We start from the raw sequence: 15,420 nt of genomic DNA, 5'->3' as shown, positions 1-15,420 counted from the left end.
ACTTCGACCCCTCCCGGGAGGACCACGTGAACGCTGCGCTGCGCGCCGCCGAGGCCGCCGCCGAGCAGACCGTCGAGCTGCCCTTCGAGCCCGTCGTCTTCGGCATCGCCGGCTTCGGCGTCCTCATCGCCCTGCTGCTCGTGACGTTCGCCTTCCGGAGCGTCGGCACCCGCCACGACTGACCGGCCGCGAGGGACCCGCCACCGATGACGCAGCGACGATCCCGGCTCGGGGTGATGGGCGGCACGTTCGACCCGATCCACCACGGCCACCTCGTCGCCGCCAGCGAGGTCGCCGCGCAGTTCGACCTGGACGAGGTCGTGTTCGTCCCGACGGGCGCCCCGTCGTTCAAGCAGGACGTCGAGGTCACGCCCGCCGAGCACCGCTACCTGATGACGGTGATCGCGACCGCGTCGAACCCGCGGTTCACGGTCAGCCGCGTCGACATCGACCGGCCCGGCCTGACCTACACGGTCGACACGCTGCGGGACCTGGCGCACGAGCGGCCCGACACCGACCTGTACTTCATCACCGGCGCCGACGCCATCGAGCAGATCCTCACCTGGAAGGACTCCCCGGAGCTCTTCGAGCGCGCCCAGTTCGTCGCGGTCACCCGGCCCGGCCACGCCCTGTCCACGGACGGCCTGCCGTCCGACCGGGTCAGCCAGTGGGAGATCCCGGCGCTGGCCATCTCGTCCACCGACGTGCGCGCCGCGCGCGCGCCGGGAAGCCCGTCTGGTACCTCGTCCCGGACGGGGTCGTCCAGTACATCGCCAAGCACGGTCTGTACCGAGGAAGTCAGTCATGAGCACACCCGGCATGCCGCTGACCCGTCGGGAGCTGCGGGAGCGCGAGGCCGCACGGCGCGCGGCGGAGCAGGCGGCCGCAGCAGGCGGGACGCCGGCCGACGCCGGGCGCCCCGGTTCCCCGTGCAGCCCGCCGCCGGTGCCGCCCGCGCCGCGGCGGCGTCCGGTTCCCCGCTCCCGCGGTGCGCCCCGACGTGCCGGCGGGAGCCGGTGCGGCGGGCGGTGGTGAGGCGACGCCCGCCCGCGGCACGAGCCGGGCCGGCGAGGCGCCGTCGACGGGGAGCGCCCCCGGCGCACCCGGTGCCCCGGGTGCCGCGGCGACCGGCGGGGCGGGTGCAGCAGCCGTGGCCTCGCGCCGCGCCCTGCGCAACCGCCCGGTCTCCGCGGTCGGCCCCGACGGCCGCCCGGGCGGGTCGACGCCCTACCAGGTGCCGGGCCTGCAGCCGGAGGCACCCGCGCGCACGCGCCGTTCGATCCGCACCGCCTCGGCCCCTGACGCGACCGCGGGCCCGGGGACGGCGCCCGGCGGGACGGAGCCGCGGGCCGCTGCGTCCGGCGGCCGGGACGCCGCCCCCACGGCCGCACCACGGCCTGCTGCGCCTGCCGCGCCTGCCGCGCCTCGGCCGGAGGCACCGGCCGCCGGATCGCGTCCGGCCGCCCCGACGCCCGCGCGCCCCGACCCCGCCGGGCGTCCCGGGGTGGCCGCCGGCCCCTCGGCCGCAGGTGCCCCGGCGCCTGGCGCTACCCCCGCGGGTGCCGTGCCGCCCCGACCCGACCGCGCCGCCCGCTGGGCCGACCGGCCCGCACCCGTCGCCCCCGCGCAGGGGAGCCGCGCCGGGAGCGGACCCGCGGGGCAGGAGCGCGCGTGGGTGCCGTCCGGCGGCGTCGCGCCGGCTGCACCCCCGACCGCCGTCACCCCCGCCGCACCGGTCTCCGGCGCGCCGCAGGGTCCCGGGCAGCCCGGGTCCCGGACGTCCGCACCCGACGCCGCGGCGGGGAGCCGGCCGGGACCCCGGTCGTGGTCGCCCGCCCCGCAGCCCGGCGCGCCGTCCGCGTCCGGGGCGCCGGTTGCCGGGACGCGTCCGGCGAGCCCCGCCGGCCCCGCGGCCACGGGCGCCGCCGCTCCGCCGTCCGCAGGTGCCGCGCCCGGCGCACCGGCTCCGGCCCCGTCGCCGTGGGCGTCGCTCCCTCCCGCCGCCGCGAGCCCCGCCCCGGCCGCGGAGCAGGCGTCGGACGAGGACGACGTCCCGGTGCCGCAGTGGCAGAGCCTGCTCAAGGCGATGGCTCCCGCGCCGGTCCCCGAGGCCGAGCAGACCGACCCGACCGGCACCCTGGTGCCCGCGTCGGTCACCGAGGACGCCGACGACGAGCCGGAGCAGCCCGAGCGCCTGCGCCGGCCGCTGCCGTTCACGTGGCTGCAGTGGATCATCCTGGCGGTCGTGGCGTTCGTGCTCGGCTTCCTCATCATCTTCGTCGCCAACACGGCGTCGGACAGCGCCACGGCCGCCGGGCCGTCGGTCCCCGCCGTCGCGCTCGCGGCCACCAGCGCCGCACCCTGACCTGCCCCACCCCATCGAACCGAGGAGTGCCGTGCCGGCATCCGACCGCGCCGTCGAGCTCACCGTCGCAGCAGCCCGTGCTGCCGCCGACCTCAAGGCCCAGGAGATCATCGCCCTCGACGTGAGCGGCCAGCTCGTGCTGACCGACGCGTTCGTCATCGCGTCGGGCACCAACGAGCGGCAGGTCGGCGCGATCGTCGACGCCGTCGAGGAGTCCCTGCACAAGCTCGGCGCCAAGCCGCTGCGCCGCGAGGGCAAGCAGGAGGGCCGCTGGGTCCTCATCGACTTCGGCGACGTCGTCGTGCACGTGCAGCACGCCGAGGACCGCGTCTACTACGCGCTCGAGCGGCTCTGGAAGGACTGCCCGGTCATCGAGCTCCCGGCGGACGTGCACGGGACGCCCGAGGGAGCCGAGGCGGGGGAGTGACCGCCGGGCGCGTCGTCCTCTGGCGCCACGGCCGCACCGCCCACAACGCGAGCGCGCGGCTGCAGGGCCAGTCCGACATCCCGCTGGACGACGTCGGCCGGTGGCAGGCGGAGACCGCCGCGGCGGCGCTCGCGAGCCGGTACGCCCCGACCCGCATCGTGTCGTCCGACCTCGGGCGCGCGCGGGAGACGGCGCAGGCGCTCGCCGACCGCACGGGCCTGCCCGTCCACACCGACACGCGGGTGCGTGAGCGGTCCTTCGGGGAGTGGGAGGGCATGACGTCCGCGGAGATCGCGGAGCGCTGGCCCGAGCAGCACGCCGCGTGGGTGTCGGGCCGTGAGCCGGAGCGGGTCGGCGCGGAGACGCGCGCGGACGTGCTCGCCCGCATGGTCGAGGGCGTCACGGAGCTGGCCGGCGCGCTGGAGCGAGACGACACGCTCGTCGTCGTGTCGCACGGCGCGGCGATCACCCTCGGCGTCGTGGGGATGCTCGGGCTGCCTCCGACGTGGAAGGGCATCTCCGGCATGTCGAACGCCCACTGGACGGAGCTGCAGCCCGGGCGCCCCGGGTCCGGCCTGGCGTGGCGCCTGGAGGCCCTGAACGTCGGCCCGGTGCACGCGTCGTCGGACTGGAACGCCGGCCCCGACCGCCCCGCGCCGACGATGGACGAAGAGGTGCGAGACCCCGCGTGACCTGCCGATTCGCGTCCGGGCGAGGCGTCGAGTAGAGTTCAGGTCGCCCGCTCAGCGGGTGGTGTGACGGTCTACGGGCCTGATCACGGGGCTGTGGCGCAGCTGGTAGCGCACCTGCATGGCATGCAGGGGGTCAGGGGTTCGAGTCCCCTCAGCTCCACCGACGTAGCAGGTCAGAGGCCACGCCGGCATCCTGGAGACAGGGCCCGGACGTGGCCTCTTGGCATGTGATGACACGTGAGGACCGCGACGTGCCGTCGTGCGCTGCGACCTGGATCGGCGTGGTCCCGGGGCGCGCGGAGGTGCCCAGGAGCACCTCGCGGATGTCACAGATCCCGTCGTCCGGCGTCGGCCGGGCCCCCTTCAGGCCGACCCACGCCCGACGTCAGGCCTTTCCGTGCGCCAGCATCCAGTCGGTCACGTCAGGGGCGAACGCGTCCGACCACGTCGGACCGTGCTTGCCGCCCACGATCGTCCAGAGACCGACCTCGGTGCCCTGGGAGCAGGACCAGCTGCTCGTCACGGTCTCGGGGCCGGCGAGCGTCGAGTCGTAGTCCGCGGTGCCCTGTGTCGCGCTGTCCTCGCACTCGTCGATCGCTCGCCAGTCCGCGACCGTCTGCTCAGCCCCCGGATAAGGATCCCCCGGGCCGACACTGCCGCCCGTGTAGCTGATGACCTCGTCGGTGTCGGCCTGCACCTGCAGGACGCTGACGGGTTGGCCCGGGGCGCACGCCGACGGGTCGACGTCGTTCTCTCCGGCGACCGACACGGCCGCAGCGATCAGGTCGGGGTGGTGGCACGCCATGCGCAGCGCCATGAACGCGCCGTTCGAGTGGCCGATGACGAAGACCCGCTTCGCGTCCACCGCGTACTGCGCCCGGATCGTCTCGATGACGCTGGTCAGGAAGCCGTCGTCGTCCGGGTCGACACCGTCGAAGGAGCAGCAGGCGCCTGTCGCGTTCCAGTACTGCTTGCCCGCCCTGTCGACGAGGCCCTCCGGGTAGGCGAGCAGGTAGCCCTTCGCCTCCGACTGGTCCCGCAGGCCGAGGTAGGTGGCCGTGCTCTCTCCGACCTCCGAGTAGCCGTGCAGCGACACGACCAGGGGCGCAGGTTCGGCGGCGTCATAGCCGGAGGGGACGTCGAGGGTGAACGTGCGGTCGTCGAGGTCGATGGTGCCCGAGCCACCCGGTGCGACCAGGGTGGGCGTCGGCGTCGGCGCAGCGGCGTCCGAGCCGCCGGTGCACGCAGCCAGCACGAGCAGCAGGGCAGCGGCCCATGCACCGGTCTTCCGCGCGGACGTCATCGTCATGGGCGGATGATTGCGCAGGTCAGAGCGATTGAGCAAATGGCTCCTGCGTCGATTCCTGCGCGGTGACCGACCAGACGGGCGAAGGAATTCGCCCCGGGTTCCAGGGGACACTCCGTCCCCGGAGGGTGGGCATCATGGCTGCGCCGAGGACGCACCTCGACGCGCCGGGTGTGCGCGCATTCAGGCTCGTTGAACGCGAAGAGAGCCACGATGACGCCCGGTGGCGTCCCGGCGGATAGGGGACCGGTCGGGCGCGGAGGGCGCGCAGTGGATCGAGCGTCAGGGCGGAGATCGCGCACGGGAGGAACCTGATTCCCCACTGATCGTCGTTCTCGGCGTTCACTCGAACGGGGTGGCGTGGGGACCAGGAACGGCAGGACCAGCCCGACCGGCCGGCGTCGCCTCGTGATCCGCGGGCGGGTGTCCGGGGTGGGACACCCGTGCGCGTCCCGGAGCTCGCCCCTACCCTCGGGGCCGTGACCCGACCCGTCCGCGCCGCCGTCGCGCTGTCCGCCGTCCTGCTGCTCGCGTCCTGCGGTGGGGGAACCGCGTCGCCGGAGCCGGGCGCCTCGACCGCCTCCCCGTCGTCGCCCCCCGCAGCCCCGAGCAGTGCGCCGCCGGCCGCAGCGGCCCCCGGCGTCGTGGCCCCGTCGGAGTGCGACGACGTCGACCTCTCACCCGGCGCCGCCGTGCCGGGCGATGTGCTCGCGGCGTGCGTGGTCGCGTTCTCGACCGCCGCGGGGACCGGGCACGAGCACCTGGAGTCCGGGTCGGACTCGGCGGAGGTCGACTTCGTCTACGGCGAGCGGCCCGAGATGGCGGGGACGATGACGACCAGCGAGGGCCCGCGGCAGTTCGTGCTCACGCAGGACGAGGCGTGGGTCACGTTCGACGGCGTCTGGGTCCGCGGGGACCTGACCAGCAGCGACCCGCAGGCCCTGCTCGCCGCGACGGTCGGGGAGGCGTACCGCGCCGCCGCGGACCCGTCGATGACCGCGGCCATGATCGGCTCGGTCGGCTGGGAGGTGCAGCCCGACCAGGACGTCCTCACCCAGGAGGACGGCACCGGGCTGCACGCCTGGCGGCTGGAGGCGACCGAGCCGTTCGACGCGCTCGGCGCCCGGGTCGTCGAGATGGTCGTCTGGCTGGGGTCGGACCACACGGTCGCGGGCAACCAGGCGACGGTCGACGTCGGCGGCATCCAGACGACGACGGTGCAGCGGTACAGCCGCTGGGGTCTCCCGGTGACGATCGAGCCGCCCCGCCCCTGACGGGCCCCGCGCGCCCGGCCCTCGCCCTGTCTCACTCGTCCCGCGCGCCCCCGATCGAGCCCGCGCGCCCCGGACTCTCGCCCCTTCCGCGCTGCCCTCGCACGTCCGCGCGGCGTCGCCGAGAGACCAGGACACGCCCGGGATGAGCACGCGCACGCGGCGTGTCCTGGACTCTCGGCGCGGGGGCGCGAGTGCGGAGTGCGGGTGGTGGGCGCGCGCGTGAGTGCGCGCGTCCGTGCTGGCCTCGCACGCCCGCGGGGCATCACCGAGAGTCCAGGACATGCCCGGGACGAGCGTGCACACACGGCGTGTCCTGGACTCTCGGCGCGGGGGTACGGGTGCGAGTGCGGGTGGTGGGCACGGGTGCGGGGCTGGGTGAGGTGCGCGGGGGTGGGTGCGGGGTGCGGGGGTGGGCACGGGTGCGAGGTGGGTGCGGGGTTGGGTGAGGGGTGCGGGCGCGGATGCGGGTCCGCGAGGGGTCCGGCGCGGTAACCTCGCTGGTCGTGGAGCTGGACCCGGAGTTCGTCGACGCACCCCCGCAGCCCGACCCGTCGGCGCCGCCCGAGACGTTCCCGAGCGGGACGCACGCCGAGCGCGTGACGACCGCCCGGCGGATGCGCGCGGCGGACACCGGGCAGTTCGGGCCCGTGCCGGCGCCGGGGGTCGAGCGCTCGGAGCTGTCCGTGCCGACCCGGGCCGGCTCGATCGCCGCCCGCCTCTACCGGCCGCACAGCGTCTCCGCCCCCGGCGCGGGGTTCGCGGTCTGGGTGCACGGTGGCGGCTTCGTGCTCGGTGACCTCGACACGGCCGAGCACACGGCGGCCGAGCTCGCCCGGTGCTCGGGGCTGCCGGTCATCAGCCTCGACTACCGGCGCGCGCCCGAGCACCCGTTCCCGGCGGCCGTGGAGGACGCGCAGGACGCCGTGACCTGGCTGACGGGAGAGGGTGGCGCCGGCCTGGGTCTGCGCGGGCCGTGCGCGGTCGCGGGCGACTCCGCCGGCGCGTCGACGGCGCTCGCGGTGTGCCAGCTCGCGGTGCGCGGCGAGGTCCCGCGGCCGGCGTTCGCGCTGCTCGCGTACCCGGACGTCGACCACGTGACGACGCGCGCGGACGAGCGCGACGAGATCGGCCTGCTGTTCGAGCGGTCGTACCTGCCCGACGACGCCGCCCGGACGGACCCGCTGGTCTCGCCGGTCCTCGCGTCGCCGGAGGTGCTGGCCGCGCTGCCGCCGAGCCTGCTGCTCATCGCGGAGCGCGACGGGTTCCGCGCCGGCGAGGAGCGGTTCGCCGAGCGCGTGCGCGCGGCGGGCGGCCCGCTGACGGTGCTCACGGCCGGCGGGATGCCGCACGGGTTCCTCGACCAGACGTGGCGCTCGCCGGTGGCCCGCACGCACGCCGTCGCGGCGTTCGGCCTGGTCGGTGCGGCGGTCCGGGAGGCCGCGGCGGCCGACGTCGGCTGAGCCCGGCCCCACCCGGCCCCACCCGGCCCCACCCGGCCCGGCCCGGCCCGGCCCGGCCGCTCAGGCCAGCAGCGGCAGCCGCCCGACCACGCGGTCGACGCGGTTGCGCGGCCCCACGACGCCGACGGCGAGGTAGCCCAGGTCCGGCCCGGTGCGCCGCGCCACCTCCGCCAGGTACTCGTCGTAGACGCGGGTGTGCTGGGCCGCGGCGGGCATGTCGACCACCAGGACGCCGTCGGAGGCGCCGGCCTTCTGGCGGACCGCCGCCAGCTGCTCGGGCGTCGCGCCCAGCACCGTGCACCCGGCCCACGGCAGGCCGGGGTGGACGGTGCCGTCCGCGTCCGTGGCGTCAGGGCCGAGCAGCCCGGTCACGGCGGCCCCGGTCGCCGCAGCGACGCAGACGGCGGCGTTGGTCGCCCGGCCCGCGGGCAGGGACGCGTCGACGACGACGACCCACTTGAGGCGCGCCCGGCGGGTGGGTGCGGCGGTGTCGATCTCCTCGGGCGTGAACCCGAACGGTGTGGCGCTCATCGGTGCTCCAGGGGGACGGAGTGCGGCGGACCCGGCGAGCGTAAGGACATCCGTCGGCTGCCGTTGACCGCTGCCGGACTTCGTCCGGATGATGGGGCCGCATGGAGCACATCGACGAACTTGATGCGGCGATCCTGGCGGAGCTGCAGTCGGATGCACGGCAGACGAACCGCGGCGTGGCAGCCGCCGTCGGGGTCTCGCCCACCACGGCGCTCGACCGGACGCGCGCGCTGCGCCGGCGGGGGATCATCCGCGGCGCGCTGCTGGACGTGGACCTCGCGAAGGCCGGGCGCCCCGTCCAGGCGCTCATCAGCGTCCGCGTGCGGCCGCCGTCGCGCCGCACCATCGAGGCGTTCCGGGACTGGGTCAGCGCGCTGCCGGACGTGCTGGGGGTGTTCGTGGTCAGCGGGGACGACGACTTCGTCATCCACGTGGCCGTCCCCGACAACGACAGCCTCTACGCGTTCGTGATCGACCGGCTCACGCAGCGCTCGGAGATCAGCAACGTGCGCACGACGGTCGTGTACGAGCACCTGCGGAACCGGAAGGTGCAGGTCCCGCCGCGTCGTGGGTGACCGGGACGCGCCGCGGCCGGCCGGGACCCGCGCGCCCCGGCCGGCCGCCGTCCGTCCCCCTGCGGCTACAGGCTCCCGGCCCCGATCCGCTCGGCGATGTCGTCGGCCGTCAGCCAGCCCGACGTGAGCGCGAAGCCGTTCGCGGACCCGGGGATCGGCAGGCTGTACGACTCGCCGAACAGGCCGCCGGCGTCGCACCCCACGCTGTACAGGCCGGGGATGGGCCGGCCGTCGGCGTCGAGGCACCGCATGCGGTCGTCGATCCGGATCGCGCCCATCGTGACCATGATCCCGGTCTCCATCTTCACCGCGTAGAACGGCGGCGTCGCGACCGGGAGCAGGAACTTCGCGGGCTTGTGGAACCGGCTGTCGACGCCGTCCCCGCAGGCGGCGTTGTACGCGTCGACCTCGGCGCGCAGCACGGCGGGGTCGACGCCCATCGCGGCCGCGAGGTCCTCGATCGTGTCCGCGCCGACGACGTTGGTGCGCGCGGGGTCGGCGGCGTCGGCCGCGATCTCGTCGGGCAGGCCGACCAGCTTCTCGCCGTTGCGCACGTAGATGCCGAGCCCGACCTCGTTGCCGTCCTCGACGAGGTGGCGCACCGTCCCGGAGTCGAACACCGACCAGAACATCGCGCCCGGCAGGCCCGCGACCACGTCGCCGGCGTTGCCGAAGCTCAGGGCCACGGCCTCGTCCGTGAAACGGCGGCCGTCCGCGTCGACCCAGAGGTACGGCTGGAACCCCGCCGCGTTGGTCTGGCTGGTGATGGTCTTGTCCCGCATGAACGGGAACAGCAGCAGCGTGCCGATGGACCGGTGCTCCGTCCCGCCGGCGTCGAGCACCATCCGCAGGCCGTCCCCGGTGTTGCCGGGGCCGCCGACGTTGATGAGCTTGCCGCCCAGCGCGTCGTAGCGCGTGTAGCGGTCGATCAGCTCCGGGTTGCCCGCGTAGCCGCCGGTGGCGACGACGACGGCCCGTGCCCCGAGCCGCACCTCGGCGCCGTCCGCGTCCCGGGCGGTCACGCCGACGACCCGGCCGGACCCGTCCTGCAGCAGGGACGTCGCGCTGGTGCCGAGGAACACGTCGACCCCGCGGTGCCGCGCGTCGGCCTCGAGCAGCTCGATGAGGTGGGCGACCTCGCCCTGGGGCAGGTGCCAGGTCACGAGCTCACCGGGCTGGTCCACCGCGGTGACCGTGACGTCCTCGTAGACGGCGCCCTCCTCGTCGCGCATCTTGGCGATCGTCGTCGCCGCGTTCTCCACGAACCGGGACACGATCGACGCGTCCGCCCGCCAGTGCGAGTAGTCCAGGTACGTGTCGAACGCCTGGGTCTTCGTGACGGTGATGCCCCGCTTGGCCTGCTCGTCGGACTCGAACGCCGCGTGGCCCTCCGCGAACGCCGAGCTGCCGCCGGTGCGCTCCTCCTTCTCCAGCAGGGCGCACGTCAGGCCGTCCTTGGCCGCCTGCACCGCGCACGACAGGCCGGAGGCGCCCCCGCCGATGACGACGACGTCGTAGTGGGAGTCGAACTGCTCGCTCATGATGCTCTCCTGATCCGGAACTCGTGACTGCTTCAGCCCTGCAGTGCCGTGATGAGCGCCGGCACCACCTCGTACAGGTCGCCCACCACGCCGTAGTCGGCGACGCGGAAGATGCGGGCGGCCGGGTCCTGGTCCACCGCGGCGACGACCTGCGCGCCGCGGACGCCCTCCAGGTGCTGCGGCGCCCCGGAGATGCCGACCGTGAGGTACAGCCGGGGCGCGATGTGCCGGCCCGACCGGCCGACGTAGCGCGACCGGTCCAGCCAGCCGCGGTCGTCCGCCACCGGCATGGAGCAGGCCACCTGCGCGCCGAGCGCGTCCGCCAGGCGCTCGATCAGCGCGACGTCGTCGCGGGAGCGCACGCCGCGCCCGAACGCGACGACCACCCGGGCGTCCTCCAGGCCGCCGGCCGGCTCCGCGGACGGGACCGTGGTCAGGGTCATCGCCGCGGGCGCCGCGGCGACGGGCCGGACGGTCCCCGCGACCGGGGCGGGCGGGGGTGCGTCGTCGTCCGCCCCGGCACCCTGGACGAGCAGCGCCACCGGGGACGGCGAGTCGAGGGTCTCGACGACGGCCCCGTCGAGCAGCGTGCGCCGGACCGTCCACGCGGAGCCGCCCGCGCCCGTCGAGCCGCCCGTGCCGTCCGTGCCGCCCGTGCCGCCGGTTGTCGGCTCGGCGGCGACCGCACCGGTGAGCAGCCGGGCGCCGGCGAGGGCCGCCGCGGCTCCGAGGAGCGCGCGGGAGGCCGGGTGGGTCGTGCCCACCAGCAGGGCGGGGCGCTCGGCCGCGAGCTGCTCGGCGAGGGGTGCGGCGTACGCCTCGGCCGGTGTCCCGCCGGCGGGCTCGGCCCACAGCACCGGGACCCCCGCCGCGGCCACGGCGTCGGCGAGCGCGCGCGGTCCCACGACGGCGGCGCTCACGCCGGACGACGTCCCCCGCGCGACGCGCAGCGCCGCGGGCCACCCCGCGTCCGCGACGACGAGCCAGGCCCCGCCCCCGGGACCCCCGGCCGGGCGCACGTCGCCCGCGCCGGCGCTCACAGCACGCCCCCGGCGCGCAGGGCCGCCACGAGCTGGCCCGCCACCTGGTCGGGAGGGCCCTCGAAGACGCGCGTCGGCGCCGCCGGCGGCAGCTCGGTGCCGCGGCTGGTCACGTCATCGGCGCCGGCGCCGATCCGGGCGAGCGTCAGGGGCGTCACCGGCCGACGGCGCGCCGCCAGCAGCTCCTTCATGCCGGGCGCACGGTGGGTCCCGGACTCGGCGGCGACGCCCAGCACGAGCGGCGGCGCGGCGGTGATCGTCTCGGTGCCGGACGGCGACGGGCGGGTGACGCGCACGGCGGTCGCGTCCGCCGCGCCCACCCCGTCCGTCGCGCCCGCCGTGCCCGCCGTGCCCGCCGCGCCGGGCGCCTCCCCGACGGCGCTCGCGGCCGTGACACCGAGCAGGGCGGGCCACCCCAGCAGCCCCGCGAGAGCCGCGGGGACGCCGGCGCGCTCGGCCGCGTCCCCGACGACGACCACGTCCACGTCGCCGATCGCGCGGACGGCCGCCGCGAGGATCCCGGCGGTCGCCGCGTCGTCGGCCAGCAGGGGCGCGTCGCCGACCGACCACGTCGACCCGACGCCGCGGGCGAGCACCCAGCTCGCGTCCCCGTCGCCCAGGGTCAGCCCGGTGACCTCCCCGCCGGTGTCCTCGGCGAGCTGCCGCGCGACCGCGAGCGCCGCCGGGTCGTCCTCGCCCGGGGCCGTCCTCCCGCCGCGCCAGTCCACGGACCCGTCGGCCCGGACGCTCGCGGCGCCCGTGTCGCGGGCCCACGAGTACACGATCACCACACGCACGCCGGACCTCCTCGTCGACCGGGCGCACGGCGGCGTCCGGGTGCACGCGTGGGCACCGCGCGGCGCCCGCCCCCGTGCGGTTCCACGATGTCGCCGCGCCGCCCGCGCTCACCAGCACCGACCGGTCCGGCCGGGGCGACCGATCGGCTACCCCCGGGGGGTAGGGGTCAGGGCACGAGCCCCTGGCGGACGCTGTAGACGGCCACCTGCACGCGGTTGCGGACGTGGAGCTTGTCCATGACGCGGCCGAGGTGCTTCTTCACGGTCGTCTCACCGAGGTGCAGGTCGCGGGCGATCTCCTCGTTCGACAGCCCGTCGACCAGCAGCCGCAGCACGTCCAGCTCCCGGGGGGTGAGGGTGTCGCAGACCCGGGGGCCGGGGTCGTGGCCGACGGGGCTGCCGGTGAGCTCGGCCAGCACCTGCGCGGCCAGCGCGCTCGACAGGGCGGTCTCGCCGCGCATGACGGCCGCGAGGTAGTCGTGCAGCCGGTGCGCCGGCTCGTCCTTGATCACGTACCCGTCCGCCCCGCTGCGCAGCGCCTGGTAGACGTCCTCCCCGAGGCGCGACATCGTCAGCATGACGACCTTGACCGACGGGTCCTCGGCGCAGATGCGGGCGGTCGCCTCGACCCCGCCCACCGGCTCCATGCGGACGTCCATCAGCACCAGCCGGGGGTGCAGGCGGCGTGCCAGGCGGATCGCCTCCGCCCCGTCGGCGGCGGCGGCGACGACCTCGAAGTCGGTCCACCGGCCGATCAGGGACGTCAGGCCGTCCCGGAACAGCGCGTGGTCGTCGGCCACGAGGACACCGGTGGGCTGCTCCACGCGACTCAGATCCTCTCCCGCACGTCGACACCCGGGCCGCCGACCACCCGGCCGGCCGGGTCCAGCGGCGCCTCGGCGACGACCAGCGTGCCGCCGCCCCGGACGGAGACCAGGGACAGCGAGCCGCCGACCTGCTCCATCCGCTCGCGCATGATCGACAGGCCGAGCCGCGAGTCCGGCACGCTCGCCGGGTCGAACCCGGCGCCGTCGTCCTGGACCTCCAGCCGCACCCGCGTCCCGGACGCCAGCAGCCGCACGACCACGGCCGTCGCGGCCGCGTGCAGGTGGCAGTTCGACAGCGACTCCTGGAGCACCCGCAGCAGCTGGGCCGCCACGGCCACCGGCACGCGGTCGGCGGCCGCCGTGTCGGGGCAGACCAGGTGCGTCCGGATCTGCAGCTCGCGGCTGAACGTGTCGAGGTGCGCCCGCACCGTCTCGAGCAGCCGCCGGGCGCCCAGGCCCGCGTCCGCGCGCAGCCCCAGCATCTGGTGGCGCAGGTTCTGCTGCAGGCTGCCGACCGCCCGCCGCAGCGCCTCGAGGTCCTGCGGGAGCAGCTCGGAGCCGGTCGCCACGTCCAGGCGGACGGCCTCCTCCTGCATCCCCAGCGCCGCGGCCTGCTGGGCGAGGTCCACGTGCAGCTCGTCGCTGAGCCGCCGCCGCTCCTGCAGCGCGCCGAGCTCCTGCTCGCGCTCCCCGGCCTGCCAGCGGTACAGCGCGTTGCCGATGATCCGGCCGGCGACCGCCAGGAACGCCCGGACGTCCGCCGGCAGCCGGTACTCGCCGTCGAACGCCAGCAGCACCGCCCCCAGGTGACGCCCGTCGGCGTGGATCGGCGCCACGATGCCGGACGTCCCGAACCAGGCCCGGAAGTCCTCGGGCAGCACCTGCCACGACGCGTGGTCCAGGTGGTCGGCCGCGGAGACCGGCCACTCCTCGGTGTTGATCCACGGGGCGCGCAGGTGCTGGTACGCCGGCATCGTCCGGAACCCGTCGCCCAGGACGCGGCGCTGCGCCTCGTCGGCGACCAGCTCCAGCCGCGTACCCGTCCGGTCGAGCAGGAAGACCGGGGACAGCCGCGCGCCGACCACCTCCCGCAGCACCTCCGCCGCGCCGGTCAGCCGGTCCGCCCGGTCGCCGGGCGTGGCCAGCACCTCGTCGACCCGGACCAGCCGCGTCAGGAGCGCCACCACGTCGGCGTCGTGCACACTCCCGAGAGTAGGGAGGCGCCGCCGCACCGCCAGGGACCGTGGGCCCACGCCGCCCGCCCCGGACGGGCCGTCGGCGATACTGGGCGGGACGCCCGAGGAGGACCCCATGCCGCGGCACGACATCTTCGCCACCAGCCTCGCCAGCATCTACCCGCACTACGTCGCCAAGGCCGAGCGCAAGGGCCGGACACAGGCCGAGGTCGACCAGGTCATCACCTGGCTCACCGGCTACGACGACGCCGGGCTGCGCCGCGTGCTCGACGACGGCACGGACCTGCGGACGTTCTTCGCGCAGGCGCCCGCCATGAACCCGAACGCCGGGCTCATCACCGGGGTCATCTGCGGGTACCGGGTCGAGGAGATCGAGGACCCGCTGATGCAGCAGATCCGGTGGATGGACAAGCTGGTCGACGAGGTGGGGCGCGGCAAGAAGATGACGTCGATCCTGCGCGGGAGCGACGCGACCGTCTGAGCCCTCCGGTGGACGCGCCCGCCGGGCCGCGGCGAGGATGGCGGCCATGACCGAGACCGTCGCCGTCACGGGCGCCCTGGGCAAGGTGGGCCGGGCCGTCGTGCAGGACCTGCTGGACCACGGCTACGCCGTCCACGCCACCGACGCGCAGGGGCCGTTCGGGGAGCGCGCCGGCCTGGGCGTGGACGTGATGCGCGCCGAGCTGACCGACTACGGGCAGGCGGTGGAGGCGCTCGCGGGCTGCACGGCCGTGGTGCACCTGGCGAACATCCCGCAGCCCGGCATGGAGTCGGCGCCGGAGACGCTGAGCCGCAACCTCGCCGCGAACGGCAACGTGTTCCTGGCGGCGCAGCGGCTGGGGCTGCGCAAGGTGGTGTGGGCGTCGAGCGAGACGACCCTCGGCCTGCCGTTCGACGTGCCGCCGCGCTACGCGCCGGTGGACGAGGACCACTTCCCGTACCCGACGTCCACGTACGCGCTGTCGAAGGTGCTGAGCGAGGACCTCGCGGCGCAGGTCGCGCAGTGGTCGGGCATCCCGTTCGTCGGGCTGCGGTTCTCGAACGTCTTCCCGCCCGAGGCGTACGCCCGGGTCCCCGCCTTCCACGGCGACCCCGCCCTGCGGCGGTGGAACCTGTGGGGCTACATCGACGCGCGCGACGCGGCGGCGTCCTGCCGGCTCGCGCTGGAGGCCACCACGTCCGGCTCCCGGAACGTCATCATCGCGGCGGCCGACACGATCATGGACACCCCGTCCGCCGAGCTCCTGGCCGCGGAGTTCCCCGACGTGCCGGTGCGGCGGGACCTCGGCACGTACGAGACGCTGCTCGCGATCGACGCGGCGCGCGAGCTCATCGGGTTCGAGCCGCGGTACTCGTGGCGTGACGAGGTCGGGTCGCCGCGCCCGTAGC

The 15,420-nt window shown here is 76.0% G+C and carries 16 protein-coding genes, 1 tRNA gene and 1 pseudogene; 11 read left to right on the top strand and 7 right to left on the bottom strand.

Annotated elements, in window-relative coordinates:
* Positions 1-26 precede the first annotated feature (26 nt).
* From P9841_RS04560 to P9841_RS04535, 6 genes and pseudogenes are all read left to right on the top strand, one after another.
* The gene (locus tag P9841_RS04560; RefSeq protein ID WP_222171850.1) at positions 27-182 is read left to right on the top strand and encodes a hypothetical protein; all 156 of its coding nucleotides are present in this window, start codon (positions 27-29) and stop codon (positions 180-182) included.
* 24 nt (positions 183-206) lie between these two features.
* Positions 207-808 (top strand): annotated as a pseudogene (nadD, locus tag P9841_RS04555) (nicotinate-nucleotide adenylyltransferase).
* Between the two features lie 1,248 nt (positions 809-2,056).
* Positions 2,057-2,365: a hypothetical protein gene (locus tag P9841_RS04550; protein WP_283320902.1), complete on the top strand. Its 309-nt coding sequence runs from the start codon at positions 2,057-2,059 to the stop codon at positions 2,363-2,365.
* 31 nt (positions 2,366-2,396) lie between these two features.
* Positions 2,397-2,792: a ribosome silencing factor gene (rsfS, locus tag P9841_RS04545; RefSeq protein WP_283320901.1), complete on the top strand. Its 396-nt coding sequence runs from the start codon at positions 2,397-2,399 to the stop codon at positions 2,790-2,792.
* Entirely contained in the window at positions 2,789-3,484 is a 696-nt protein-coding gene (locus tag P9841_RS04540) for a histidine phosphatase family protein (protein ID WP_283320900.1), read from the top strand. Before rsfS ends, P9841_RS04540 begins: the two co-directional genes overlap by 4 nt.
* 87 nt (positions 3,485-3,571) lie before the next feature.
* Positions 3,572-3,644, top strand: a tRNA-Ala gene (locus tag P9841_RS04535).
* Between the two features lie 225 nt (positions 3,645-3,869).
* Here P9841_RS04535 and P9841_RS04530 read toward each other — a convergent pair.
* Positions 3,870-4,793: a CE1 family esterase gene (locus P9841_RS04530; RefSeq protein ID WP_283320899.1), complete on the bottom strand. Its 924-nt coding sequence runs from the start codon at positions 4,791-4,793 to the stop codon at positions 3,870-3,872.
* Positions 4,794-5,269: 476 nt separating this feature from the next.
* On the opposite strand from P9841_RS04530, the gene P9841_RS04525 reads away from it, so the two are divergent.
* Both P9841_RS04525 and P9841_RS04520 read left to right on the top strand, forming a co-directional pair.
* Positions 5,270-6,064 carry a hypothetical protein gene (locus P9841_RS04525; RefSeq protein WP_283320898.1) on the top strand — a complete coding sequence of 265 codons (795 nt, stop codon included), beginning with the start codon at positions 5,270-5,272 and terminating at the stop codon, positions 6,062-6,064.
* A 461-nt stretch (positions 6,065-6,525) separates the two neighbouring features.
* Entirely contained in the window at positions 6,526-7,524 is a 999-nt protein-coding gene (locus tag P9841_RS04520; protein WP_283320897.1) for an alpha/beta hydrolase, read from the top strand.
* Between the two features lie 60 nt (positions 7,525-7,584).
* Here P9841_RS04520 and P9841_RS04515 read toward each other — a convergent pair whose 3' ends face one another.
* Positions 7,585-8,055 (bottom strand): DUF2000 domain-containing protein, encoded by a 471-nt coding sequence (locus P9841_RS04515; protein WP_283320896.1) that lies wholly within the window; start codon positions 8,053-8,055, stop codon positions 7,585-7,587.
* A gap of 101 nt (positions 8,056-8,156) precedes the next feature.
* Here P9841_RS04515 and P9841_RS04510 point away from each other — a divergent pair, with 101 nt between their 5' ends.
* Positions 8,157-8,630 (top strand): Lrp/AsnC family transcriptional regulator, encoded by a 474-nt coding sequence (locus P9841_RS04510; RefSeq protein WP_283320895.1) that lies wholly within the window; start codon positions 8,157-8,159, stop codon positions 8,628-8,630.
* A gap of 65 nt (positions 8,631-8,695) precedes the next feature.
* Here P9841_RS04510 and P9841_RS04505 read toward each other — a convergent pair whose 3' ends face one another.
* The 5 genes from P9841_RS04505 to P9841_RS04485 all read right to left on the bottom strand — a co-directional run bounded on the left by P9841_RS04505 (position 8,696) and on the right by P9841_RS04485 (position 14,037).
* Complete coding sequence (locus P9841_RS04505; RefSeq protein WP_283320894.1) at positions 8,696-10,171, bottom strand: FAD-dependent oxidoreductase; 1,476 nt, start codon at positions 10,169-10,171, stop codon at positions 8,696-8,698.
* A 32-nt stretch (positions 10,172-10,203) separates the two neighbouring features.
* On the bottom strand, positions 10,204-11,211 hold the full coding sequence (locus tag P9841_RS04500; protein ID WP_283320893.1) for an electron transfer flavoprotein subunit alpha/FixB family protein: 1,008 nt from the start codon (positions 11,209-11,211) through the stop codon (positions 10,204-10,206).
* Positions 11,208-12,008 carry a hypothetical protein gene (locus tag P9841_RS04495; protein ID WP_283320892.1) on the bottom strand — a complete coding sequence of 267 codons (801 nt, stop codon included), beginning with the start codon at positions 12,006-12,008 and terminating at the stop codon, positions 11,208-11,210. The genes P9841_RS04500 and P9841_RS04495 overlap by 4 nt, the downstream gene beginning before the upstream one ends.
* A 167-nt stretch (positions 12,009-12,175) precedes the next feature.
* Positions 12,176-12,832: a response regulator gene (locus tag P9841_RS04490; protein ID WP_283320891.1), complete on the bottom strand. Its 657-nt coding sequence runs from the start codon at positions 12,830-12,832 to the stop codon at positions 12,176-12,178.
* Between the two features lie 5 nt (positions 12,833-12,837).
* Complete coding sequence (locus P9841_RS04485; RefSeq protein WP_283320890.1) at positions 12,838-14,037, bottom strand: GAF domain-containing sensor histidine kinase; 1,200 nt, start codon at positions 14,035-14,037, stop codon at positions 12,838-12,840.
* 109 nt (positions 14,038-14,146) lie between these two features.
* Here P9841_RS04485 and P9841_RS04480 point away from each other — a divergent pair, with 109 nt between their 5' ends.
* Positions 14,147-14,512, top strand: a complete 366-nt coding sequence (locus P9841_RS04480) for a DUF2200 domain-containing protein (protein ID WP_222171866.1) — start codon at positions 14,147-14,149, stop codon at positions 14,510-14,512.
* A gap of 46 nt (positions 14,513-14,558) precedes the next feature.
* Complete coding sequence (locus P9841_RS04475) at positions 14,559-15,419, top strand: NAD-dependent epimerase/dehydratase family protein (RefSeq protein WP_283320889.1); 861 nt, start codon at positions 14,559-14,561, stop codon at positions 15,417-15,419.
* The last annotated feature ends 1 nt before the right edge of the window (position 15,420 follow it).

Origin of the sequence: Cellulomonas sp. ES6 (assembly GCF_030053835.1) — a bacterium.
GTDB lineage: Bacteria > Actinomycetota > Actinomycetes > Actinomycetales > Cellulomonadaceae > Cellulomonas.
Note: the sequence above shows the minus strand (reverse complement) of the source record. Positions and strands in the feature narration are given on the sequence as shown.

Coding starts and splice junctions, on each gene's coding strand:
- P9841_RS04530 (WP_283320899.1), bottom strand. CDS start 4,793: ATGACGATGACGTCCGCGCGGAAGACCGGTGCATGGGCCGCTGCCCTG.
- P9841_RS04520 (WP_283320897.1), top strand. CDS start 6,526: ATGCGGGTCCGCGAGGGGTCCGGCGCGGTAACCTCGCTGGTCGTGGAG.
- P9841_RS04515 (WP_283320896.1), bottom strand. CDS start 8,055: ATGAGCGCCACACCGTTCGGGTTCACGCCCGAGGAGATCGACACCGCC.
- P9841_RS04510 (WP_283320895.1), top strand. CDS start 8,157: ATGGAGCACATCGACGAACTTGATGCGGCGATCCTGGCGGAGCTGCAG.
- P9841_RS04505 (WP_283320894.1), bottom strand. CDS start 10,171: ATGAGCGAGCAGTTCGACTCCCACTACGACGTCGTCGTCATCGGCGGG.
- P9841_RS04480 (WP_222171866.1), top strand. CDS start 14,147: ATGCCGCGGCACGACATCTTCGCCACCAGCCTCGCCAGCATCTACCCG.
- P9841_RS04475 (WP_283320889.1), top strand. CDS start 14,559: ATGACCGAGACCGTCGCCGTCACGGGCGCCCTGGGCAAGGTGGGCCGG.